The sequence below is a fragment of the Sphaerobacter thermophilus DSM 20745 genome, assembly GCF_000024985.1.
GTDB lineage: Bacteria > Chloroflexota > Chloroflexia > Thermomicrobiales > Thermomicrobiaceae > Sphaerobacter > Sphaerobacter thermophilus.
Genome location: NC_013523.1, coordinates 1221302 through 1245973, shown reverse-complemented (window position 1 = coordinate 1245973; position 24672 = coordinate 1221302). Strand labels below are relative to the sequence as shown.

Annotated in this window: 18 protein-coding genes and 1 riboswitch; of the genes, 6 read left to right on the top strand and 12 right to left on the bottom strand. The window is 67.1% G+C overall.

Features of this window, described 5'->3' with window-relative positions:
• Positions 1-389 precede the first annotated feature (389 nt).
• On the top strand, positions 390-1514 hold the full coding sequence (locus STHE_RS05675) for a heparin lyase I family protein (protein WP_012871614.1): 1125 nt from the start codon (positions 390-392) through the stop codon (positions 1512-1514).
• Between the two features lie 241 nt (positions 1515-1755).
• A complete protein-coding gene (locus tag STHE_RS05670; protein WP_012871613.1) occupies positions 1756-2280 on the top strand; it encodes a DinB family protein in 525 nt (174 codons plus the stop codon).
• 108 nt (positions 2281-2388) lie between these two features.
• Here STHE_RS05670 and STHE_RS05665 read toward each other — a convergent pair whose 3' ends face one another.
• A complete protein-coding gene (locus STHE_RS05665; protein WP_012871612.1) occupies positions 2389-5526 on the bottom strand; it encodes a WD40/YVTN/BNR-like repeat-containing protein in 3138 nt (1045 codons plus the stop codon).
• Between the two features lie 233 nt (positions 5527-5759).
• Between STHE_RS05665 and STHE_RS05660 the strand changes: the two genes are divergently transcribed.
• Together STHE_RS05660 and STHE_RS05655 are read left to right on the top strand one after the other, a co-directional pair.
• Positions 5760-6932 carry an NAD(P)/FAD-dependent oxidoreductase gene (locus tag STHE_RS05660; RefSeq protein WP_012871611.1) on the top strand — a complete coding sequence of 391 codons (1173 nt, stop codon included), beginning with the start codon at positions 5760-5762 and terminating at the stop codon, positions 6930-6932.
• A gap of 199 nt (positions 6933-7131) precedes the next feature.
• Positions 7132-8412 (top strand): ATP-grasp domain-containing protein, encoded by a 1281-nt coding sequence (locus STHE_RS05655; protein WP_012871610.1) that lies wholly within the window; start codon positions 7132-7134, stop codon positions 8410-8412.
• Between the two features lie 23 nt (positions 8413-8435).
• On the opposite strand, the gene STHE_RS05650 is transcribed toward STHE_RS05655, so the two are convergent.
• Positions 8436-8759 carry an oxidative damage protection protein gene (locus STHE_RS05650; protein ID WP_012871609.1) on the bottom strand — a complete coding sequence of 108 codons (324 nt, stop codon included), beginning with the start codon at positions 8757-8759 and terminating at the stop codon, positions 8436-8438.
• A 101-nt stretch (positions 8760-8860) separates the two neighbouring features.
• On the opposite strand from STHE_RS05650, the gene STHE_RS05640 reads away from it, so the two are divergent.
• Positions 8861-9808: a methionyl-tRNA formyltransferase gene (locus tag STHE_RS05640; RefSeq protein WP_169308179.1), complete on the top strand. Its 948-nt coding sequence runs from the start codon at positions 8861-8863 to the stop codon at positions 9806-9808.
• Here STHE_RS05640 and STHE_RS05635 read toward each other — a convergent pair.
• From STHE_RS05635 to aroB, 8 genes are all read right to left on the bottom strand, one after another.
• Entirely contained in the window at positions 9805-10752 is a 948-nt protein-coding gene (locus STHE_RS05635; RefSeq protein ID WP_012871606.1) for a GDP-mannose 4,6-dehydratase, read from the bottom strand. The two genes, STHE_RS05640 and STHE_RS05635, sit on opposite strands and share 4 nt — an antisense overlap.
• Positions 10753-10786: 34 nt before the next feature.
• Positions 10787-12007: a methionine adenosyltransferase gene (metK, locus tag STHE_RS05630; RefSeq protein WP_041399612.1), complete on the bottom strand. Its 1221-nt coding sequence runs from the start codon at positions 12005-12007 to the stop codon at positions 10787-10789.
• Positions 12008-12079: 72 nt separating this feature from the next.
• A complete protein-coding gene (ahcY, locus tag STHE_RS05625) occupies positions 12080-13354 on the bottom strand; it encodes an adenosylhomocysteinase (RefSeq protein WP_012871604.1) in 1275 nt (424 codons plus the stop codon).
• Positions 13355-13409: 55 nt separating this feature from the next.
• Positions 13410-14462 carry an S-methyl-5-thioribose-1-phosphate isomerase gene (mtnA, locus tag STHE_RS05620; RefSeq protein ID WP_012871603.1) on the bottom strand — a complete coding sequence of 351 codons (1053 nt, stop codon included), beginning with the start codon at positions 14460-14462 and terminating at the stop codon, positions 13410-13412.
• A gap of 106 nt (positions 14463-14568) precedes the next feature.
• Positions 14569-14679: riboswitch (SAM riboswitch) on the bottom strand.
• 183 nt (positions 14680-14862) lie between these two features.
• Positions 14863-15834: a VOC family protein gene (locus STHE_RS05615; RefSeq protein WP_012871602.1), complete on the bottom strand. Its 972-nt coding sequence runs from the start codon at positions 15832-15834 to the stop codon at positions 14863-14865.
• Between the two features lie 145 nt (positions 15835-15979).
• Positions 15980-17380 carry a vanillate/3-O-methylgallate O-demethylase gene (gene ligM / locus STHE_RS05610; RefSeq protein ID WP_012871601.1) on the bottom strand — a complete coding sequence of 467 codons (1401 nt, stop codon included), beginning with the start codon at positions 17378-17380 and terminating at the stop codon, positions 15980-15982.
• 49 nt (positions 17381-17429) lie between these two features.
• Positions 17430-18527, bottom strand: coding sequence for an ABC transporter substrate-binding protein (locus STHE_RS05605; protein WP_245534882.1), 1098 nt, complete (start codon positions 18525-18527; stop codon positions 17430-17432).
• 371 nt (positions 18528-18898) lie between these two features.
• Positions 18899-20545: a 3-dehydroquinate synthase gene (aroB, locus tag STHE_RS05600; RefSeq protein WP_012871599.1), complete on the bottom strand. Its 1647-nt coding sequence runs from the start codon at positions 20543-20545 to the stop codon at positions 18899-18901.
• 193 nt (positions 20546-20738) lie between these two features.
• Here aroB and STHE_RS05595 point away from each other — a divergent pair, with 193 nt between their 5' ends.
• Positions 20739-22136 (top strand): sigma-54-dependent transcriptional regulator, encoded by a 1398-nt coding sequence (locus tag STHE_RS05595; protein WP_012871598.1) that lies wholly within the window; start codon positions 20739-20741, stop codon positions 22134-22136.
• Positions 22137-22275: 139 nt separating this feature from the next.
• On the opposite strand, the gene STHE_RS05590 is transcribed toward STHE_RS05595, so the two are convergent.
• Together STHE_RS05590 and STHE_RS05585 are read right to left on the bottom strand one after the other, a co-directional pair.
• Positions 22276-23235, bottom strand: a complete 960-nt coding sequence (locus STHE_RS05590) for a hypothetical protein (RefSeq protein ID WP_012871597.1) — start codon at positions 23233-23235, stop codon at positions 22276-22278.
• 120 nt (positions 23236-23355) lie between these two features.
• Complete coding sequence (locus tag STHE_RS05585) at positions 23356-24597, bottom strand: molybdopterin molybdotransferase MoeA (RefSeq protein ID WP_012871596.1); 1242 nt, start codon at positions 24595-24597, stop codon at positions 23356-23358.
• Positions 24598-24672: the final 75 nt, after the last annotated feature.

Here is a 24672-nt window from a genome sequence, read left to right as displayed (position 1 = left end):
GGTTGTAGGGGACACCCGGCTCATCGTGACCACCAGGTTCCAACACGTGCAGCGCCGGGGAACACCCGGCCCAAGCAGGAGCGGCAACCGGAATCTCTCCGGCAGCCAAGTGATACCTGAGCGCCGACAGGACAGCTCGTGACGCTGAGTTGCGCCCTGTCCTACAGCCAGGTCATGCCTGCCGCTGCGTGATACGGGTAACCTGCGTATCAGCGGGGACCTCAAGTCTGGGGCAACGCCTCAGGCCTTAGCTCCTCGTGTCTCTCACACATCACCCTTCCCGGCTCCCGGGCGATCTTTGGGACCGCCACGCCGAGCGCGAGCCGAGTCCACGACACGGCCCTGCGTGACGAGTGGACGACCGTATCCGGGTCAAGGGAAGGGAAACGATGACTTATCGCTTGCCGCGACAGTTCGTGTCGCTCGCGAGTATCGCATTCGCCGCCATGCTGGCCCTGACCAGCGTGGTGATGAGCCAGCCGCACACCGCGAAGGCGGCCGGCGTCGTGTGGTCAACTGACTTCGAGGACGGGACGCTGAACGCCTGGAGCGCAGGCGGCGGCGGAGGCATGTTCAACAGCGGCAATGCTAACGTCACCGTGACCAACGAGCGGGCTTACAGCGGTTCCCGCTCGGCGAAGATGACCATCAACGCCAACGGGTCGGATACCGGTGCCCGTCTCCACCGCTGGACGGAGGCAGATCGGTACAAGGGTGCGTACTACAGCGCCCGGTACTTCTTCCCGCAGCGGGTCAACGTCCAGGGCGGCTGGTGGAACATCTTCCAGTTCAAGTCGCGCACCTCGAGCCGCAACGATCCGTTCTGGATCCTGTACGTCGGCAACCGCTCCGACGGGTCGATGTACATCTACCTGCGCGACTGGATCAACAAGCGCTCGTACCAGCAGAACGTGGCCAACCTGCCGGTTGGCAAGTGGGTGCACCTTGAGGTCTATTACGAAGAGGCTAGCGACAACTCCGGCCGCGTGACAGTGTGGCAGGATGGTGTCCAGCTCTTCGACGTCCGGAACGTGCGGACGGGTTACTCCGGCGGCCGCAACACCTGGGGCGTGACGAACTACGCGTCTCGGCTGTCGCCAACCCCGACCACGATCTACGTTGACGACGCAGTCATCGCGACCGAGCGGCAGGGGCCGGGCAACGCACCGGCCCCGAACCCCGGTAACCCGACTCCGACCCCGAATCCGGGCAACCCGACCCCGACGCCGACCCCGGCGCCGAGCGGGCGCCTCACCTGGGAGAGCCCGAAGGATGGCATCACCATCACCGGGTCCGGGACCCTCAGGGTCTCCGCGCCCTCCGGCACCGCGGGCGTTCGGTTCTGGCGCGACAACTGGGTCTGGCTCGGGAGCGACTGGAACGGTTCTGATGGGTGGACCCTTCCGGCTGATACCCGCTCCTGGGGCCGCGGGCAGCACCGGCTGATCGCCCGGGCGTTTGACTCGAACGACCGGCAGATCGGCGAGCACATCATCACGGTGACTGTCCGCTAGCGCCCTCCCATGCCTGCCGGCCCACGAAGCCGGGCCGGTGCGGCTCGCCGAGGATCCTCGGCGAGCCGCCTCCAGAGACAATACGACTCCACTCTCGCTCATCCCACCGCTTCCCCCGAATACCACCGCTACTCACCTGTCGACACGTCGATTCTCATACCTCTTGACGGCCGCAACGCGAAGCGTTACTGTACGTGCAGAACAAATGTGCGGTATACCGACCCAAGAGAGGGGTATTTCGGTGGATGGGATCAGTATTCTGCGCGCACAACTGGAGTGGACCCACGGCCTCCTGGAGCAGGCAGTAGCCGACCTCAGCGACGAGCAGCTCCACCACCGCGGCGAAGGGTGGACGATCCGCTCAATCGCGACGGTCTACGCCCACTGTGTGCAGGCCGAGGACTGGCTCATCAATCGTTTCGTCCTCCAGCAGACGCCGCTCTTCGAGCGGGAGAACTGGGCCGAGCAGACGAAGATCCTGCCCTTCCCGGCCGGCACCGGTACGGGTGAAGAATGGGAAACATCCGTGCGGGGAGTTGATTTCCCGAAACTGCGGTCTTTCGCAGAGCAGGTGTACAAAGCCACCGATGAGTTCCTCTCATCACTCTCCGAAGCAGACCTCGATCGGACCGTGACCTTCGGCCGTCTGGGGGACATGCCGCTCGGTACCTTCCTTGCCAACATCGTTGCGGGGCACACCACCCACCACACCGGTGAGATCTGCGCGCTGAAAGGCGTCCTCGGCGGCAAGGGGCTGCCCTTCTGATCGCAGCGGCATACGGCAACCCCGACGATCCGAAGGCTGGGAGTGTGGCGTCTGCCTGGCAAATGAAGAGCCGGGGCCTGCGGCCCCGGCTCCTGTTTCGTTCTGGCGTCAGGCGACAACCGGAGCGATGTCGCTCTCCTGCAGCAACCGGTTGAAGGCCGCCAGGTCCTCCCGGATGATCCGATCCAGGTTGGCTCGCTCGGCCTCCACCTGGGCAGCGAGGAGGGCGTAAACCTCGCGCGCACCCTGAGTCGGGGCGTCGTCGGACTCGTCGATCATGCCGCTCAGGGTCGTCAGCTTCTCCTTCAACCGGGTCAGACCCGGCTTCGGCTTGTTGGCATCCACCTGGATCAAGGCCCGCTCCACGGCGCTCAGCTTGTCCTTGAGCTGGGCCGCGGCCTGAGCGATCGCCTCTTCCTTCCCGACGCGGCGGGCACGGCTCTCCCAATCCTCCACCTGCTTGCGGATGCGACCGATCTGGTTCACAGCCTCATGCACCTCGGAGAGCCGGTCACGGATCGCGCACTTGAGCTCGAACTGCTCCTTCAGCTCCTCGAAGGTCACCGGCAGGCGTGGATCAGGCTCGACCCGGAACGACTGGGTCAGCACCGTGTCGCCCACCTGGAGCCGCACCTGATACTCGCCGGGCAGCACCTTGGGAGCGACGTTCTCCTCAGCCACCTGTGCCATGCGGTCGCGGCTGATCGGCTCGTCCAGCGGCGTGGCCTTCTCGCCCCGCAGGTTCCAGACGAACCGGTTCGCGCCCGGGTTCACCGGCACCCGCGGCGGTGTCTCCGACTTGCTGGAGAAGGTGCGGATCACGTTGCCCTCGGCGTCGAGGAATGTCAGGGTCACCTCGTCCTCGGGTGTTTCCTTGAGCCAGTAATGCACGATCACACCGTCGGGCGGGTTCTGCCCGGCGTCGAGGAACGACTCGACCGTCGTACCCATCGGGGTCTCAACGGGCACGTAGGCCACCGTCACCGGCCCGGCCATCTTGTAGTTGACTGTCCCTGCTTCACGTGTGAAGGCACGACCGTACACGCGGAACCGGATCGTCGGGCGCGGCTGGAAGAGATGCACCGGCTCCGCCTCGATCCCCGGCTCGACCTGTCGCAGCGGCGTGATGTCATCGAGGATCCAGAACGAGCGACCGTGCGTTGCGACCACCAGGTCGCTCCCCTTGATGACGAGATCGTGGATCGGCGTCACCGGCAGGTTCGTCTCGAAGCGTTGCCAGTTGATGCCGTCGTCGAACGACACATAGATGCCCGTCTCGGTGCCGCAGAAGAGGAGTCCCCGCCGCTCCGGATCCTCGCGGATCACCCGGGTGTACTCGGTGTCCGGGATCCCGTTGGTGATCCGGGTCCAGGTCGCCCCGTAGTCGTTCGTCTTGTACAGGTACGGCGCGTAGTCGTCGAGCTTGTAGCGGGTCGCCGCGACGTAGACCGTCGCCGGGTCGTGGGGCGAGGGCTCGATGATCGAGATCAGCGCCCACTCCGGCAGGTCGGGCGGAGTGACGTTCTGCCAGGTCTGCCCGCCGTCGCGTGAGAGGTGGATGAGCCCGTCGTCGGAACCCGCCCAGAGGACGCCCGGCTCGTGGGGCGACTCGGCGAAGGCGAAGATGGTGCAGTAGATCTCCGCGCCGCTGTTGTCGTCGGTGATCGGCCCGCCCGAGGGGCGCAGTTTCTCCGGGTCGTTACGGGTCAGGTCGGGGCTGATGGTCTCCCAGCTCGACCCCTCGTCGGTGCTGCGGTGGACGTGGTTGGAGCAGATGTAAAGGACGTTGGGATCGTGGCGCGAGAACTGGACCGGGAAAGTCCACTGGAAACGGTACTTCAGCGACTCGGCCCCTGCACCGAAGCCGTGCACCTCCGGCCACACCGTGACGTTGCGCTTCTGGCCCGTCTCAGGGTTCCAGGCGATGAGCCGCCCGTGCCCGGCGCCGGTTCCGATGCCACCACCAAAGACGCGGTGCGGCGGCTTGGGGCTGATCGCGATGTAGCCGCTCTCGCCGCCACCCGGCTCGACGTAGTTGGCCCAGGTGATGGCACCTTCAAAGCCGATGCTGGGCACGCGCATCGCCCAGTTGTCCTGTTGTGAGCCGTAGACGTTGTATGGCACCTGGTCGTCGGTGATCACATGGTAGAACTGAGCCGTCGGCTGATTGAGGATGCTGGACCAGGTGCGGCCGCCGTCGAAGGTGACGCAGGCGCCGCCGTCGTTGCCCTCGATCATGCGGTTGGAGTCGTTCGGGTCGATCCAGAGGTCGTGGTTGTCGCCATGCGGCGTCGGGACCGCGAAGAACGTCTTTCCGCCGTCGGTCGACTTCCACGCTTGGAGGTTCAGCACCCAGACAGTGTCGGCGTCTGAGGGGTCGGCAAAGACCCGCATGTAGTACCACGGGCGCCGCCGCAGCTCCCGGTCGTCGTTCACCTTCTGCCAGGTATTCCCGTAGTCCTCCGACCGGTAGAGCCCACCATCCTCGGCCTCGATTAGCGCCCAGACGCGCCCGGGCTTCGCCGGGGACACCGCCACACCGCATCGGCCCCAGATCCCACCGGGGAGACCGGGATTGCGGGTTATGTCCTCCCAGGTGTCACCACCGTCCAGGCTCCGCCAGAGCCCGGAGTCCTCCCCGCCGCTGATCAGTGCGTGGGGGTAGCGCTGGGCCTGCCAGATGGTCGCGAAGATGACGCGCGGGTTGCTGGGGTCCATGGAGAGATCCGCGACGCCTGCCCGATCGCTCTTATAGAGCACCTTCTCCCAGGTAACGCCGCCATCGAGCGAGCGGTACACTCCGCGCTCCTCGTTGCGGCCCCAGGCGTGCCCCAGCGCGCCGACGAACACGATGTCCGCGTTCGCTGGGTGGATCTGGATGTCACTGATGTAGCGGGTATCGGCCAGCCCCATGTTGCGCCAGGTTCGGCCGCCGTCGGTCGACTTGTAGACACCATCGCCGTGCGACACGTTGCTGCGGATGTTGGACTCGCCGGTGCCCACGTAGATGACGTTCGGGTCCGAGGTGGCGACTGCGATTGCGCCGACAGCAGACGTCTTGAAGTATCCGTCGGAGATGTTTTCCCAGTAGGCGCCGCCGCTCGTCGTCTTCCAGACGCCGCCGGCACATGCGCCGAAGTAGAAAGTCTCCCGTTCGGTCGGGTGACCCGCGACGGCCGACACGCGTCCACCCCGATGGGGACCGATGCAGCGCCACTCCAGCGACCGGAACAGCCTCGGATCCACGGAATCCCTCCTCACCGATCGGCGGGCGTGTTCCTCGCTCCACCGGAAGTCCGGCCTGCGGCAACCAACGCCCACCGCTCGTTTCCCAAATGCATCCGCGCGCCGATTCTCGGCGGGCACCCAACGACCTGTCAAGCGATGGCCCCTCTGGCCAGCGCCCGCGAATCGCGGTACGGTTCCACAGGTAGGGGGTCGTCTCGAGACGCCCTGGGCAGCAGGAGGGAGGAAGGGTCATGCAGGCCAGGACCGTTCTCGTACTCGGCGCTGGCCCCGGTGGGTCGGCTGCCGCCCAGCACCTAAGGCACTATCTGCCGGACGGTGACCGCGTCGTGGTCGTCGATCGGACCGACCGACAGACGCTGGGTATCAGCCACTTGCTCGTCATGCGCGGATGGCTCGAGCCCGATGCGGCATCGATCTCGGTTCGCGACGCTCTCCCGCAAGGAGTGGAGTTCGTCCAGGCCGAGGTGCAGGGGATCGACACGGGTGCGCGGCGCGTCCGCACATCGGCCGGTGAGATCGCCTACGATGCACTGCTTGTGGCGCTCGGCGCCGACCTCCGTCCCGATCTGATTCCGGGACTCAAGGAGGCGATCGACGCGAACGCCGCCGAGGAGTTCTACAGCCTGTCGGGTGCCTGGCGGCTGAACCGCCGCCTTGAGAGCTTCTCCGGCGGCCGGGTCTGCATCATCGTCAGCCGCCTCCCCTACAAGTGCCCACCCGCGCCGTACGAGGCCGCGCTCCTCATTGCCGACCGACTCCGCGAGCGCGGTGTGACATGTGGGGTCCAGATCGACCTCTTCACGCCCGAGCCGTCGCCGATCGCGGCTGGCGGGCCGGAGATGGGCCAGACGATCCGCTCGATGCTCCAGGAGCAGGGCATCACGGTCCACACCGGCGAGGAACTGTCGGCGGTCGATCATGAGCAGCGAAGCGCGACCTTCGCATCCGGCCGGACCGAGTCCTGGGACCTGCTAGTGGTAGTACCGCCGCACGCGGCGCCGTCGGTACTCACCGAATCCGGGCTGATCGAGAGCGGCTGGCTCGTCGCCGACCGCGACACGCTACGGACCGAGATCGACGGGATCTGGGCCATCGGCGATTCGTCGGCTGTCCACACGGCCAACGGGATGCCGCTGCCGAAGGCTGCCGTCTTCGCGACGGCCGAAGCCGAGGCCGCAGCGCGCGACATCGCGCGCACGCTCGGAGCGACAGCGCCTGAGCCCGCCTTCGAGGGCATCGGGCACTGCTGGTTCATCGTCGCCGACGGCATGGCCGGGTATATCGAGGGGCGCTTCCTCGACCCACCAGGGCCAAAGCTCCAACTCCACCCGGCATCCGCCGACAACTTCGCCGCGATGCAGGCAGAACTGCAAGACTGGAGCGAGCAGGCACGGAGGAGATAGCGCGGTCCGCGTGCGGCCGCGGCGGATACGCCACCACCGGAATCAGCCTGGGCGAGATCGGGCACCGCCGGGATGGCGCACGGGAAGAGCACCGGCGGTGCCTCTGTTATAGTTTCGGTGTGGCATCGGCCGCAAACCGACCGGCACACGTTGAACCGGCTGAGCGTTCACCTTCGCCCGACGACCCCGGAGAGTTCAGATGGGCCAGACGAACGGGAACCAGCGGAAGCGTGTTCTCCTTTTGACCACCCCGGCGAGTTACCGGACGCCCGCGTTCCTGGCCGCGGCCGAGCGGCTCGGACTGGAAGCGATCCAGGCGGTGGACCTGCCGGAGCCGCTGGCGCGCGAGTGGAACGTGCCGCTCGGTGTCGACTTCACGCGGCCGGAGCGCGCCGCCGAGCAGGTCGCGGCCTTCGTCCGGGAGCAGCCGGTCGATGCGATCCTACCGCTCGACGACAGCGCGACGGTCCTGGCGGCGCTCGCCTGCGCCCGAGTGGGGCTGCCGCATAACGCGCCGGATGCGGCCCTCGCGGCGCGCGACAAATACCTGATGCGGGAGATGCTTGCCGCTGGGGGCGTGGCCGTCCCCCACTTCCAGCGGTTCTCGGCCGCCAGCGATCCGGCCCACATCGCCAGACAGGTCAACTACCCATGCGTGGTCAAGCCGACGATTCTCTCCGGCAGCCGCGGGGTCATCCGCGCCGACGACCCGGACCAGTTCGTTGCCGCCTTCGCCCGCACCCGGGACATCCTGGCTTCCGAAGGTTGGGCGCCGGAAGCGGCGTCGATCCTGGTGGAGGAGTTTCTCCCGGGATTCGAAGTGGCTCTCGAGGGTCTGCTCACGGAAAACGGGCTACAGGTACTGGCGCTGTTCGACAAGCCGGACCCGCTCGACGGCCCCTTCTTTGAGGAGACGATCTACGTCACCCCCTCACGGTTGCCCGAGGAGACCCAGGCCGCCATCGCGGAGACGACCGCACGTGGCGCGGCCGCACTCGGGTTACGCCAGGGGCCGATCCACGCCGAGTTGCGGATCAATGAACGCGGTCCGTGGATCATCGAGATGGCCGGGCGCTCAATCGGCGGCCTCTGCTCCACCGTGCTCGAGTTTGGCACTGGATACAAGCTAGAGGACTTGATCCTACTGCAGGCCGTCGGCGAGCGGCTCCCGGAACCGGACATGGCGGCACCTGCCGTCGGGGTCATGATGATCCCGATCCCGGCATCCGGGATCTTGCGTCGGGTTGATGGTGTCGAGGAAGCATCCAAAGTGCCGGGCATCACCGGGGTCGAGATCACCGCCCGGCTGAATCATCCGATCGCGGCGCTACCGGAGGGGGCCAGCTATCTTGGGTTCATCTTCGCGCGGGCCGAGACGCCGGTAGCGGTCGAGGCAGCGCTCCGAGAGGCGCACGGCCGCCTGCGGATCCGCATCACGCCAGAGATCAGGCTCCGACCGATCGCGGCTCCAGCGCGCTGAGCGTGGCCACGCAGCCGGTGCCGCTACTTCTTGCGGCGCGGAGCGCCGCCGCCTTTCGCCGGGGCACCGCCGCCCCCGGTACCGACGGGTGTCCAACCCTCGGGCATACGCGCACCGGCGCCGAAGAAGAACTCTTCCATCAACTCGCGTAGCATCTGGCGGTCATCGGGGTCGGCAGGGTTGAGGCCGTAGTGGTTGATGATGATCGTCTGCTGCTGTTTCCACATGTCCCAGGCCTCGGCCGAGATCTCGTTGTAGATGCGCTCGCCCAGCGGACCAGGGAATGGTGGCTTCTCCAGACCCGGTAGCTCACGCCCCAGTTTGGCACACTGCACTAGTCTGGCCATGCGGCCCTTCCTTCGGCTGCATAAGACTATCGACTCGCTAGCGTAGCGGATCGGAACAACGGATGTCAAACGCAGCGCCCTCGGAACGCGGGGAACTTGCGGTGGACGCCGCTAACGCGCGCGGAAGCCGCGTACTCTTCTTCGGCCGGCACTGTCGCCTGTCCGCTGTCCCACTGCGCGCGCTGATCGACGCGGGCGCGAACCTCGTCGGCGTGGTCGTACCCGCCCCGCCGAGACCAGGGCCGCATGCGACACCGATCCGCCGCCGCGAGCCGCGCCGTGGCCCGACGTTGCCTCTTGCTGGGAAGGCCCATGGACCGGCGTTAGACTCGCTGGCCGCGGAGGTCGCCGCGCCGATGTTCGAGGTCACCGACCTCCGCGCGACTGCCACCCGGCACGCGCTCGCCGAGACTGCGCCGGATGTCATCGCGGTCTCGTGTTTTCCACTCTGGATACCACCGGAGGTGCGGTCACTGGCGACGCGCGGAGCGGTCAACGTCCACCCATCGCTCCTTCCCCGCCACCGAGGGCCGGACCCGCTCTTCTGGGTTTACCGGTGCGGAGACACCCACACCGGCGTCACGGTGCACCTCCTCACCGATCGACTCGACGCCGGGGATATCGTCGCTCAGCACACGATTCCGGTCGAGCCGGGGCTGCCCGGCGACGTGCTGGAGGCACGGTGCGCCGAGGTCGGCGCCGACCTGCTGGTGCAAGTGGTCGCGCAGGCCGCTATAGGCGCGCTCCGGCCACGCCCCCAACCGACGACGGGAGCCAGCTACGAGGGCTGGCCTGAGGAGGATGACCTGAAGATCGATCCGGAGTGGACCTGCACCCGCGCCTGGCACTTCGCCCGCGGCATCCTGCCGCTGGGCTACCAACCCTGGTTCACCGACGGAAGGAGGACGTTCATCATTTCCCTCGTGACCGGAGTGCGGCCGGGAATCTCCCTCGGCGAGTTGGTCCAACCCGGACCGCGAGGCGCCGCCATCCAGCTCGCGGACGGCGTGCTCGACGCCAAGATCACCGAGGGAAGAAACGATCGCTAGCCCTCGCGGGCGACGCGCTCCCGCCAGTCCTCCAGAGTATCGATCAGGGACTGCTCGAAGGGGATCTCCGGTTCCCAGCCGGTGCTCTGCTGCAGCTTGGCGGATGATCCGTAGACCACCGGCGCGTCAGAGGGGCGCAGTCGCGCCGGGTCTGGACGAACCTCGATCGGCCGCCGTGCGAGCGCCAGCAGGCGATCGAGCACCTGACGGATCGAGCGCGGGACGCCGCTGGCGACGTTGAACACCTCGCCTGCCAGCTCCGGCTGCGCCACGAGGCGGTAGGCTCGCACGACGTCCCGGACATCGAGAAAGTCGCGCTGCGCGTCCAGATTCCCGACTCGGACGACAGGTTCGATCAGGCCCTGCTCCGCCGCGGCGATCTGACGCGCGAAGCTCGCCACCACGAAGCGCTCACTCTGCCCCGGTCCGATGTGGTTGAACGGACGGACCCGTACGATGCGCATCTGGTGGCTCAGGCCGTACTGGACGGCCAGCATATCCTGCACCACCTTGCTCACGGCGTACGGGTTGGCAGGCAGGAATGGCTGCCGCTCGTCCAGCGGCATCGCCTCCGGCGGTGCCGGGCCATAGACCTCGCTCGACCCGGCCACCAGGATGACCGGATCCAGGCCCAGCGCGTGGATGGATTCGAACAAGTTGATCTGGGCGATGGCGTTGTTGATCAGCGTCGCCCCGGGCTCAACGAACGCCTCTGGCACCGATGTGCGGGCGGCAAGGTGGAAGACGATATCGGGCGGGTAGCGCCGGAGCACCGCATCCACCGCGGCCCGATCGGACAGATCGCAGGCGGCGCCGGTGACGCCCGGCAACACCGGAGCCCGGCGCGCGCCGAGCGCGACGATCTCCCAATCGGTTTCGGCGCGCAGGTGCGCCGCGAGATGCCGCCCGACGAAGCCGCTGCCCCCCGTAATCAGCGCCCGCATCGCGTCACATCCGCCGTACGACCGGCCACGCGCCTTACCCGCCCACCGGGATCTCTGCGGCGGTCAAGCCGGCGGCGTCACGCAGCAGCGCGGCCTTGTCGGTCCGCTCCCAGGGGAGATCAAGGTCGGGACGCCCGAAGTGCCCGTAGGCTGCGACCTGGCGGTAGATCGGCCGCATCAGGTCGAGGTCTCGGATGATTGCTCCCGGACGGAGGTCGAAGTGGGCCCGAATCAACTCCAGGATGCGCTCTTCGTCGATGCGTGCCGTCCCAAACGTCTCAATGTGAAGTGAGACCGGCTGCGCCACGCCGATCGCGTACGAGATCTGGATCTCGAACCGGTCGGCCAGGCCCGCGGCCACCACGTTCTTGGCAACGTACCGCGCAGCGTACGCCCCCGAGCGGTCGACCTTCGTCGGATCCTTGCCGGAGAAGGCGCCACCGCCGTGTCGCGCCATGCCGCCGTAGGTGTCGACGATGATCTTGCGGCCGGTCAGGCCGGCATCCCCCATCGGCCCGCCGACCGAGAAGCGTCCACTGGGGTTGATCAGGACGCGCGTATCGTTGTCGAGAAGATTGTCTGGGACCACGGCCTTCACGACGACCTCGCGCAGGCCCTCCTGGATCTCCTCGTTGGTCACCCCCGGGTCGTGCTGTGCCGCAAGAACGATGGTGTCCACCCGCGCGGGCCGTCCGTACCGGTACTCAACGGTCACCTGGCTCTTGCCATCCGGGCGGAGGAAACCCAACTCCCCGCTCTTGCGGACGGCCGCCATGCGTCGCGTCAGCGCGTGGGCCAGTGAGATGGGGAGCGGCATCAATTCGGGCGTCTCGGTGCAGGCGAACCCGATCATCATTCCCTGGTCACCCGCGCCGATCGCATCCAGCCCGTCGCCGCCGTCCTTGTCACGCACTTCAAGCGCAAGGTCCACCGCCTGTGCGATTTCCGGCGACTGTTCCTTGATCGAGGTAATAACCCCGGCCGTCGTGGCGTCAAACCCGTACTTGGCGCGGGTGTAGCCGACATCCTCCACCACCTGCCGGGCAATGGCCGGGATATCAACGTAGGTGCTGGTCGTGATCTCCCCGAAGACAAAGATCAGCCCGGTGGTGGCGGCCGTCTCGCATGCCACGCGCGCGTCGGCATCCTCAGCCAGGATCGCGTCGAGAACGGCATCGGAGATCTGGTCACAGAGCTTGTCTGGATGCCCCTCGGTGACCGACTCCGACGTGAAGAGTGTCTTGGCCGCGCGCATGAAACTGGTCGTCACTGGTTGCCCTTTCGCTAGTCCGCGATCCGGCCGCCGGGGATGGCGCCTGCCATTCCTCTACGTGCCCGATTGCCACGAGCGCAGGTACTCTTCCTGCTGCGGGGTGAGTTGATCGATGGCGATCCCCATCGCCTTCAATTTCAGCCGTGCCACCTCGACGTCGATCTCCTCCGGCACCTGGTAAACCCGCTTCTCCAGGCGACCGGCCTCTCGTACAAGGTACGCAGCGGACAGGGCCTGGTTTGCGAAGCTCATGTCCATCACGCTCGCCGGATGCCCCTCGGCCGCGACGAGGTTGATCAGGCGCCCCTCCCCGAGCACGATGATCCGCTTGCCCCCGCTCAGCCGGTACTCCTCGACGTAGGGCCGCAACACCTCGCGCCCCTCGACCGCGATGTCGTCGAGCATCGTCAAGTTGATCTCCGCGTTGAAGTGCCCGGCGTTGGCGAGTATGGCGCCGTCCTTCATCGCCTCGAAGTGCTGGCGGTCGATGACATTGATGTTGCCGGTAGCGGTGATGAAGATGTCCCCCTCAGGGGCGGCGTCCACCATCGGCATCACGCGATAGCCGTCCATCACCGCCTCGAGCGCGCGGATGGGGTCGACCTCGGTAACGATCACCTTGGCGCCCATGCCGCGGGCCCGCATGGCAATCCCCTTGCCGCACCAGCCGTACCCGGCGACGACGACCGTCTTGCCGGCGAGCAGGATGTTGGTCGCCCGGATGATCCCGTCGAGCGTGCTCTGCCCGGTGCCGTACCGGTTGTCGAAGAAGTGCTTGGTATCGGCGTCGTTGACCGCAATGACCGGGAAGGCCAGCACCCCGTCGCGCTCCATCGCCCGGAGCCGGATCACACCGGTTGTCGTTTCTTCTGTCGAGCCGTACATCTCCGGGATCAACTCCCGGCGGTCGCGGTGGATGGTCGTGACCACGTCGGCGCCGTCGTCGATCACGATGTGCGGGCGCAGGTCGAGCGCCTGATGGATGTGGCGGTAGTAGGTCTCGTTGTCCTCGCCCTTGATGGCGTAGACGCGGAAACCGTCCGCGGCGAGCGCTGCCGCGACGTCGTCCTGGGTCGAGAGCGGATTGCTGGCACAAATGGCCGCCTCGGCGCCTCCGGCGCGGAGGGTATAGGCCAGATTGGCAGTCTCCGTGGTCACGTGGACGCAGGCGACGATGCGAACGCCCTCGAGTGGCCGATCACGCTCGAACGACTCTCGAATCAACCCGAGTACCGGCATCTCGCGAGCCGCCCAGGCGATCCGCCGGCGCCCCGCTTCGGCCAGCCCGATGTCCTTGATGTCGTACCTGACGTCCGTGCTCCCGGCCATCCATGTCCCTTTCCGCTCGTCGCCTCACCACGCCCAACCGCGGCATCGCCTCAGTCTACTCTGCCACCGCGGCTACTGCCCGTCGGATCGCCTCGTCGTACGGCGGCTCCAGCACACCGTGCTCGGTGATGATGGCCGTCACCAGCTCCGCCGGCGTCACGTCGAAGGCGGGATTCCACACCGGCGCATCCGGCACGGTGATCGCGATCCCGTCCACGACGCGCACCTCGTCCGGCGATCGCTCCTCGATCGGGATGCTGGCGCCGTCGGGTGTGTCCGGGTCGAGGGTCGACACCGGCGCCGCCACGTAGAACGGGATCCCATGGCTCCGCGCCGCCAGCGCCACCGCGTAGGTCCCGATCTTGTTGGCCACATCCCCGTTGGCGGCGATCCGGTCGGCCCCGACCACGACCGCGTCAACCTCCCCGCGCGCCATCAGAGCCGCAGCCGCTGCGTCGGGGATCAGCGTGTGGGGCACACCGAGTCGCGTCAACTCCCAAACGGTCAGCCGGGCACCCTGAAGGCGGGGGCGGCTCTCGTCGACGTAGACCATCGCCACCTTGCCCTGCTCGTGCGCGGTCCGGATCACCCCGAGCGCGGTGCCATAGGCCCCGGTCGCCAGTGCCCCCGTGTTACAGTGGGTCAGCACACGAGCACCAAAAGGCAAGAGCGCCGACCCCAGTTCGCTGAGCGCGCGATCCGCAGCCCATTGCTGGTCAAGGAGTCGTTCCACCAGACGGTCGAGCCAGTCCACGGCCGTCGCCGCGTCCGGAGCACCGAGACCCACCCGGCGCGCACGTTCGATCGCCCAGTGCAGATTGACGGCGGTCGGTCGGGTCTGACCCAACGTCCGCGCCGCCTGGTCAAGGGCTGCGTCGACCGGCTGTCCCTGTTCGAGCGCGGTCCGCGCGGCAATCGCCATCCCAGCCGCCGCCGCGATCCCGATTGCCGGCGCTCCGCGCACCTGCATAATGCGGATGGCGTCCGCGACGGCCTCGACCGAGCCCGCTGAGACCCAGCGCTCGACCTCCGGAAGCCGCGTCTGATCCAGCAGGCGGAGTACGCCCCGCTCCCACACCAGGGGCCGCATGTCGGCAGGGTCGCTCATCGGAGCCCACCAGGCGGCACGGTCGAACCGGTCCGTATCCCCGATCGCATCATGGTGCAAACAAAAGGGCCTCTCGTGAGCGAGAAGCCGGTTGACTCCCGCGTCACTCTCATCTCTCAGCGGCAACGCCGCTGCCGGAATTGGCACCGCGCGGACCGTGCGATCCGTCGGTTGCCGGGCTTCGTCGGGCCGTTCCCTCCACCACTCTGGATAAGAGAGACCGCTCTATTCACTTTGCGCCGCACTATAGCACAGGGCCCGGAGCGCGACAACGCACCGGGCCTCTCCAGTTAAGTCGTGCGGTACACCCGAAGGGACGGCCAAAGTCGACAGGCACACCACCGGACGGTGGACATCGAACTGCCCGCTGGCATCGCTCGGCGGCGACAACGCCAGCTCGCTACTTCACCGGCGGGGTGCCGTGGGTGTGGAAGGTCGCAACGGTCTGCAACCCCCAGGCCTGCCCACGCTGGCGCTCCGCCTGGCTCCAGATGATCGGCTTCCAGTCGGGCGCGACCACGAGCCGCGCGCCGGGGCAACCGATCTCGACGCGATGCCCGCCCGGCTCGATGACGTAGAGGAAGACCGTCTGTTGAATCGCGTGCTTGTGAGGGCCGTACTCGATGGGGGCGCCGAACTCGATCGCGATGTCCGCCGCCCTCAGCACCTCCTCGCGGGTATCGACCGCGTAGCAGACGTGGTGGAAGCGGCCCGGTGTACCGGTCGCATCCTCGGTGATGGCCACCTCGTACCCCTTGTTGTTCGAGGTGAGCCACGCGCCCTTCTCAGAGCCGTCGTCGAACACGATCCCCTCGGTAAAGCGCATACCGAGCGTCTCCTGCAACGCCACGCGGCAGGCGCGGACGTCGACGGCGAACAGGTTGATGTGGTCGAGCCGGCGGAGGTTGCAGCCTCGCGCCGGGAACCGCGAGGCCTGGTTCTTCAGGGCCGGTTTCGTCTCCGGGGTCGGCTGGTACCACTCGATGTCCCAGATCAACTCGACGACATGGCCGTCGGGCGTGCGGAAGCGGTAGGCCCGGCCGTGCCCCTCGTCACCGTCGATCCAGCCGATACCGAGACCCGCCTTCTCGACCTCGGCCACGCAGCGATCGAGCGCCTCAGGCGACGTCACACGAAAGGCGAAGTGCTCCATCATCGGCACCGGGCCGGCGGTCAGCTTCAAGGTGTGGTGAGCGTAGTCGTCCCAACCCCGGAGGTAGACCGAGTTGCCCTTCCGGCCGCTCTCGATCAAGCCGAGGAACTCGGTGAAGAAGCGCACGCTCTCGTCGAGGGTGGGTGTGATGAGTTCGACGTGCGCCAGGTGCGCCAGGTCAAAGCGGGGCTCGCCAATCCACAAACGCATCTCATCCATCGTTCACAACTCCCATCCCGCCCCGCCCGCGTGCGCCCACGAGCGCTGAGGTCGGGCACGTGGAGCGAGGCGTTCCCCGCTAACGCCGGACTACCTAAGCGAGATCGAGCCCCGGCGCTCCGAAGCGCCGGGGCGTCATTCAAGCCTAGCGTCCGACGACCGTCTCCCGATACCGGCGGGACGGCTCGGCGTAGGGCACGGGGCCGACCGTGGCACGCAGCTCGACCTGCACATGCCGCTCGACCGACGGCTTCCGGGTGCCGCCGTCCGGCTCGCCCCAGACCAGGATCACCTCGGTGCCTGGCTTCGCGTACGCCTCGTCCACCATTGCGAGCGAGAGCATCGAGGCTTCGTTCGAGCTGTAGCCGCAGAAGGTCGAGATGCCGACGATGTCGCCCTGCTTGTTCCGGACCGCGTCGTACATCCAGGTGGCGTACTGGGTGCCCGGCAGATCGATGTACTTGGGGCGCTGACCCTTGGGCTTGGTAAAGAGCGCGGCGAAGACCTTTGCGACATCTTCGCCGTTCCAAGCCAGCGTCACCTTCTTGCGGTGCGGCCGCTTCGCCATCTCTTCGAGCGCCTCGCGCCCGATGAAGTCATGGTCGAACTTCAGGATTCGCCCATAACCCAATTCCCACGGATTGAGGTAGTAGTCCTCGATGTTGGGAGTGACGAAGCTCCCACCGAGCGAGCCGACCGCCTCGAAAGACGTATCCGGCAGCCACTCGCGGTAGGCCCGCAGCTCGTCGCCCGTATACACCGCCGGTAGCGGCGACGGGATCCAACCCGACTCCAGCGTGTTACTCGAGTAGGCGCGGGAGCCGACCTGCCGCAGGCCGAACTCTTTGCCGGCCTCGACGATCGCCGCCTTGACCTCCGGCCCCTCCTCGAACGGGCCGATCAGCTCGCCACCCGCGACGCCGATCATCCCGTGGTGCAGGAGGCGCACCTTGTGCCCGGCGATGGTGATCCAGCCGGTGTGGAAGAACTTGATCGGCGGCAGCGGGCCACCGTTGAGCTTCTCGAGCAGCGCCGGTGCGTTCGGCCCCTGGAGCTGGAACCGGTACACCTTCCGGCGCCGGTTCGGGTCTCCGACCGCCCACTCGTCGCGCTCGAGCTGCACATCGTAGCCGCCCGTTTCGGCGTGGTACTGCACCCAGTTGTGCATCGAGGGGCGACCAACGAGGTTGAAGTGCTCCGGCTCGAGGTAGAAGAGCACCCCGTCGCCGATCACGTAGCCGTCCGGCGTGCAGCAGACGAACTGCTTGGCGCCGCCGGGCTCAAAGCCTCGGAAGCTATTGATCGCCAGCCGCTCCAGCAGGCGGAACGCATCGGGACCACTCACATACAGGTCGGTCATGTGGTAGGAGAGGTCGAAGAGGCAGACCGTCTCCTGCCAGGAATGCTGCTCGTCCCGCCAGTTGGTGAACTCCGGGGGCACCACTGGGTAGATGCGCGCCCCCGAGATGTTGTTGCGGAGGAAGTCCACCACGTTCGGCACGCTGCTGACGATGTCCTGCAAGGAGCGGGTTTTCTCTGCGGTCACAGTATTCTCCCCACTATCCCGTACGGTTCCCTGCAATCGCCTCGCATCTCTAGTACGACAGGTCGTCGACAGCGCCGAGTTCGTCGATCACGACGTTGCCCAGCGTCCCATCCGGCAACTCCTCGACGCGCCGAACGAACACGGGGATGACGGGCCCCTGCGACTCGGGGTGGAAGCGGAACTCCCCAGCCGGACCGACAAACTGGACCTCGCGGAGGGCCTGCAAGAACGATTCCGTGTCCTCGACGTTGCCGTCGATCGCGTTGAGCGCCTCCACGATGACCCGCCCGTTCAGATAGCCCTGGTACGAGAACTGGCCGGTGGCGGCGTCATAGCGCTCGCGGAATGCCTCGACGAACTTCTGGTTCTCCGGCGAGTCGTAAAGCGGCGAGTAGTGCAGGACACTGATCACGCCGATGGCGGCATCGCCCTGCTCGGCCAGAATGTTCTCGTCGACCGTGTCGCCCGAGCCGATCAACGGGTAGATGTCGGCGAGGCCGAAGTCCACATACTGCGGGACAAACCGTGCGGCGTCGCCGCCGGAGTAGAAGGCGAACACAGCATCGGCATCGATCTGCTGGATACGCTGGAGGTACGGCCCGTAGTCCTGCGTGTCGATGGGCGCGTAGACCTCGCCCGCGATCTCGCCACCGGCCTCCACGAACCGCTTCCCGAACGCGCCGGCCTTGTCGTGACCGGCAGAGTAGTCCAGAGCGGTCAGGATGATGCGCCGGTACCCCAGCTTCTCGTAGGCGTACTGCCCAAACGGTGCCTCGTATTGCCCGTTGGCGCAGGAGACGCGGAAGATGTACGGGCTCCGCAGGTTGGGGTCGCGCGTCAGGCCCGGGAGACCCGCGTTCCCGATGATCCACGGGACTTGCTGCTGTACGACATAGTCGCGCAGCGCAGCCGCCTCATTGCTCAGGATCACGCCAGCCAGCATGTGCACCCGGTCCCGCTCGATGAGCTGGCGTGCCTTGGCGAGCGCCTGGTCCGGGCTACCGGCCGAGTCCTCGATCACGAGTTCGATCGGCCGTCCCCCGGCGACGCCGCCCACCTCGTCAAGAGCGACCTGGATCCCACCGATCATGTTCTCCCCGAGCGACGTGTAGACGCCGGAGAGCGTAGCGATCACACCGACGCGCACCGGCTCGCCTGACGCCGGCGTCCCCCCGGTAGTTGACTGGGTGGTAGGAGTGGGACTGGCCTCCGCGGTTGGGGTGCTCGACGTTCCGCCGCCGGATGCAGCAGTAGTGGGCGTTGGGGTACTCTCAGCGGTCTGGGTGGTCTCGTTGGACGAGCCGCCACACGCACTGAGCAGCAGGCTCCCGAGTACGCCACCCCCGATCGTCTGCAGAGCGGCACGACGTGTGAGCTGACGTCCGAGCATACTCCTACTCCTCCTCGAGCTCAGCACCGTCATCTGACTGTACGAATTCGGCATTTTGGATACTGCCGTTGCGGGAATCGGGCAACCGAATGCGGATTGCCCGCGGCAGAGGAGCTACGGAAACCGAATCAACGCGCGCCGATCTCTCGGGCAACGGCTTCGACGGCTTCCAGTGGAACGTCGCGGCGAACGACCACGCGCCCTGGCCCTTCCGGCAAGATCCAGGTCAGCGTGCCCTGCACGACCTTCTTATCCCGCAGCAGATGCTCCCGCACCGGCTCCCACTCGCCGTCATAGGTCCGCGGCAGGTCGAGCCGATCGAGCAGGGCATCCTGGCGCGCGACCAGGTCCGCGTCGCAGAGGCCGAGCCGGTGGGCGAGCCGCGCCGCGGCGCGCATCCCCAGCGCCACTGCTTCGCCGTGCAGGTAGCGGTACCCGGCCGCCTCGATGGCGTGTCCCAGCGTATGACCGTAATTGAGGATGCGGCGCAACCCCGCCTCGCGCTCGTCGGCCCGAACCACCGCAGCCTTCAGGCGGATGTTGTGGGCGATGAGCGCCGCCAGCTCTCCCGGTTCTCCGAGACCCCCGACGGGCGTTCGCCCCTCAAGCCACGGGAGCAGGACCGGCTCCGGTGTGGCGGTTGCCGTGCACTCGATCATTGAGTGCTTGACGATCTCCGCCCAGCCATTTCGCAGGTCACGGGGCGGCAGCGTACGCAGGACGTGCGGGTCGGCTACGACGAGCGGCGGCTGGTAGAACGCGCCAATCAAGTTCTTGCCCAGCGTGTGGTTCACGCCGGTCTTACCCCCGACGCTGCTGTCGACCATCGCCAGCAGGCTCGTCGGGAGCTGCACGAGGCCGACGCCGCGGAGCACGATCGCTGCGACGAATCCGGCAAGGTCGCCAACCACGCCACCCCCGAGTGCCACCACCACGTCGCCGCGCTCGATCCCGCCACCCAGCAGCCAATCCAGGAGTGCGCTGGCCTCCTGGAACGACTTGCTGCCCTCTCCAGCCGGGACCGCTCGCATCGTCACGTCGAAGCCTGCCTGAGTAAAGGACCCCTCGACGGGCGCGCCCCACAGCGGGAGGACGTGCTCGTCGGCAATGACCCATGCCCGCCGCGCCTTCGGCCACCGCCGCCGGGCGAGAGTTCCCACCTCCGCGAGCAAGCCGGGAGCGGCGTAGAGATCCGACCGACCACTCGGCGTGCCGAGGCTGTCGACCGGGATCACGCCGGCGCGGTCGAGGGCCGTGATCTGGCCGGCTATCTCTTGGGCGAGCGCATCGAGCGACTTGCCGGTCGTGTCGATCGTGAGGTCGGCCTGCTCGTACAGGTGCCGCCGTGCCTGCCAGAGCGACTCCAACCGCGCCAGCGGGTCGTCTCCCCGCAGGAGGGGGCGCTCGGCCATCGGCGTCGCGCGTACAGCCGCTTCGAGCCGCTCGATGAGCACCGAGGGTGCTGCCGTCAGGTGCACAATCGCGCTGCGCGGCCGCATGGAGGCCCAGTTCGCGGGGTCCAGCACCGCTCCGCCGCCGGTCGCTACGACGACCCGCGTGCGACGGCTCGCCTGCGCCAGCGCATCCCGCTCCGCGGCACGGAACACTGGCTCGCCGAAGGCGGCGAAGATGTCGGGGATGGAGCGGCCGAAATGCCGTTCGACCTCGGCGTCAATATCAACCGCCTCGAACCCGAGGCGCTCAGCGAGCAGGGGGGCCAGCGTGGTCTTCCCGCTGCCGCTCAAGCCAATCAGGTAAACGCGCTCCAGGATCATCACGCCGCCTTGCCTCTTTCCCGCGTGGTCGCCGGACCTTGGGGCCGGCGCGATTCTACCCCCGGCTCCAAGCGCCGTCCATCGGGGTGCTCCCGACATCCAAACCGATTTGTTATACTGCGAGGGCACACTCCACAAGAGGCGGGGAGAAGCCGGGCCGTCACGTGCGTGCGGAGTGAGGGAAGAGGATTCGATGGAGCGCATCCTAATCGCCGATGACGACGCCGGGATCCGCCAGTTGTTGCGGGACTTCCTCGAGGATGAGGGCTACGACGTCATGGAGGCGGAAACCAGCGCGGAGGTGCTGTCGGCAGTCAGCAGTGACGGGAACGCTCCGGCGCTGGTCCTGATGGACGTCCGGATGCCCGACAAGAGCGGGATTGATGTCCTCCGTGACCTGTCGGAGACCTACGGCAACCAACTGCCGTTCATCATCATGACCGCCTACGGCAGCTCGTCGATCGCCATCGACGCCATGCAGCTTGGTGCCTACGACTACATCACCAAGCCGTTCGACCTGGACGACGTGCTGCTGACGATCCGCCGCTACTTCGAGCACCAGACGCTCAAGCAGCAGGTACAGGGGCTCCGCACCCAGTTCCGTGACACGGATCCAAACGACTACATCATCGGTAACAGCGCGCCGATGCAGGAGGTGTACAAGACGATCGGCCGCGTGGCGCGCTCCGATGCGACGGTGTTGATCACCGGCGAGACGGGGACCGGGAAGGAACTGGTGGCGACGGTCCTGCACCGGAACTCCAGCTACGCCGGTGGCCCGCTCGTCAAGGTCAACTGCGCCGCGCTTCCAGAGACGCTCCTGGAAAGCGAGCTGTTCGGCCACGAGAAGGGCGCCTTCACCGGCGCGCTGAACCAGCGTAAGGGCCGTTTCGAGATGGCCCACAAGGGGACCATCTTCCTCGATGAGATCGGGGAGATGAGCCTCTCGACGCAGAAGAAGCTGCTGCGTGTCCTCCAGGAGCGAGAGTTCGAGCGAGTGGGCGGCACCGTGTCGGTCAAGGTCGATACCCGCGTGATCGCGGCGACCAACAAGAACCTGGCACAGGAGGTCCGCGAGAACCGCTTCCGCGAGGACCTCTACTACCGGCTGAACGTGATCACGATCTACCTGCCGCCGTTGCGGGAGCGCCTGGACGACATCCCGATGCTGGTCGAGCACTTCCTGCACAAGCATCGCTATACCGCGGGCTCAGGTCCGGCGAAGATCACGCCCGGCGCGATGAGGATGCTCCAGGAATACGACTGGCCAGGGAACGTCCGTGAGCTGGAAAACCTGATCGAGCGCGCGGTCGTGCTGGCTCAGGGGACGGTGATCACTGAGGACCACATCACCTTCTCCTCTGCCGACCAGCGGAACTTCGTCGATATCGCGGCCCGCGTGCGCCGTGGCGCGACGATCACCGAGGTGCAGCAAGAGGTCGAGAAACTGATGCTGATCGAGGCCCTGAAGCAGGTCGAAGGCGACCGCGTGGCGGCCGCCTCCCTCCTCGGGCTCGACATCGGTGAGTTCCAGCAGAAGCTGATCGACTACGGGATCCCCGGCGAAGTCACCTCGATGGCGCCGTACTAGTTACCGCGGGAATGTGGGACGGGGTTGGCGAGTGTTTTCTTCGCCAACCCCGTTTGCTTGTCCTCACTGTGTTGGCACGGCGCGTTCACGCAGCAGAATGGAACCCTGTTAACTCCACCCGTTTTTCCCGAAGGCGCTGTCACGCTTCGGGCGGCTGGTCCTGGGACGCGGACTGCTGATCCGCGTGTTCGCTCACCGGCTCGTCCGAGCGCTTCGCTCCATTGCGCGTGAACAGCAGCGGGTTCCGACGCAGGGTGGTAAGCGCCTCTTCGTACAGGATCCGCATCTGGCTGGGATCGATCCGCGCGCCCTTCTGGTAGTAGAGTAACGCGGCGCGTCCGGTCGCGTATGTGCCGGCGTAGGCGATCGCCACCTTCGGGACGGTACCCACTGCCAGCGGCATCAACCCCGCGACCTCCCGCGCGATCGTGCGCCAGACCAGACCGCTCCCGACGACGGGGACCATCTCGCCGTAGATCCTCCAGCGGTCGTCCAGGTCGCGCTGGTAGATCGCCGCCAACTTGTAGATCATCATCAACTGGTTCTTGGTGAGGACCAGGAAGTCGGCCCCCACAGCGACGAGGTTACCGACCACCGGCAATACTGTCGGCAGGTTCGACAACAGCGCGAACTGCGCGTTCACCGCCGAAGTCGAGCCCACGGTCTGCTCGGCGCACGCGTCGCGCATAGCGTCGATGTAGCGGCCGATCGCCAGCGCGCGCTCGTCGGCAACGTCGGCGATGCGCTTGCGCACGTCTTCGACATTGCCGATGCCCTGGAGAAGGCGTGGGTCCACCTCGACGACACGGATCGGCTCGTCAACCCGGCGGAACAGATCGCGCCAGGTGCGTCCCGTTGCGGTATCCAGCGGCCCGACAGAGACAACCACGTCGTATTCCAGCGGGTCCGGAGCGGTCTCGCCGGTGTGGTGCAGATCGACGTACGCCTCGGAATCAGCCCCGAACAGCAGATCGCGGCAAGCCACGACCTGTTCGTGGTCCTTGGCCATCACCAGGATCCGAGGCGCCAGCAACGCCTCGGCGCGCAGTTGGTCAAAGCTGAGTTCTCGAACGACGCTGACAAAGTCTCGAATCCCCATGGCGTCATGTCACCTTTCGCGCGCTCGGCGCTTGCTCGTCTCGCTGGCGCAGATCGACCAGCGTATCACGCCGAAAGCTTACTTGGTCGCGAGAACCGGTGTCGAACTGCGCGCCGGGGATCAGGCTGCGCCTCCGGGCAAGACGCCGTCGAGGAGCTGGACTTCCACCTCGTCTCCCGGCTCCGCGGAGTCCCAGGTCTCCGGCAAGATGATGAGGCAGTTAGCCGCCGTGACGGAGGTCAGCACGCCGGAGCCCTGGAGCCCGCAGGGCCAGGCGACCCACTCGTTGCCGCGGCGCTCCACGATGCCGCGCACAAAGTGCCGCCGCCGGCCGCGGTTCTCATGCCCGCTGAGCAGCCGGGCGCGTAGCGTGGGGATGCCCGGGTCGCGGTAACCGAGCATCTTGCGCAGCGCGGGTCGACCGAATTGCACGAACGCCACGAATGCAGCTACGGGGTTGCCCGGCAGGCCAAGTAGGGGCACTGACCCGATGCGGCCGAACGCCATGGGCTTGCCCGGCTTGATGCGGACCTGCCACAGCGCTACCTCTCCCTCGGCTTGCAGGACCTGCTTGACCAGATCAAAGTCACCGATCGAGACGCCGCCCGAGGTGACGAGCAGGTCGACGTCCTCTGCCTGGCGCAGCTTGGCGCGGATCTCCTCTGTCCGATCCCGCGCCACACCGAGCAGGACCGGCTCGCCGCCTGATTCCCGGACGAGCGCGGCAAGCGTGTAGCTGTTGCTGTTGCGGATCTGGCCCGGACGCAGCGGCGGGCCGAGGTCGACAACCTCGTCTCCGGTTGAGAGGATCCCCACCCGCGGCCGACGGTGAACCCGGACGGTCGCGCGGTTCAGCGACGCCAGCACGCCGATCGCGGCCGGCCGGAGCACCGTGCCGCGCGGGAGCACTACCGCGCCCGCGCGGACATCCTCACCGGCCTCGCGCACGTTCTCTCCCGCTCGGACGGCCCGCCGCACCGCCACCTCGGAGCGCCGCGGCCCGGTGTCGAACTCGTCGGTCTCCTCGAACCGAACGACGGTATCCGCGCCCTCGGGCATCGGCGCGCCGGTCATGATACGCACCGCCTGCCCAGGGCCGATCGCCGGCGGCAAGCCCGTGCCGGCGGCGGCTTCGCCCACGACCGTCAGGCGGACCGGCCGCTCGGCGGTCGCTCCGGCGACATCGGCCGCACGCAGCGCATAGCCATCCATGGCGGAGTTTCGGAACGGGGGGATGTCAGCGTCGGAAACCACGTCCTCGGCCAGCACCAGGCCGGCCGCGTCGAGCAGGGGGAGCTCGACAGGTGGTAGCGGGCGCACGGCGGCCAGCACCTGTTCCCGCGCGGCGTCGACCCCGAGCATCGCCTCGGGGTCCTCCCACGTCCGCGTCCAGGGCCCCGGAGCCCGCCGAGCCGTGTCGCCCGCCATGGCAAGTCC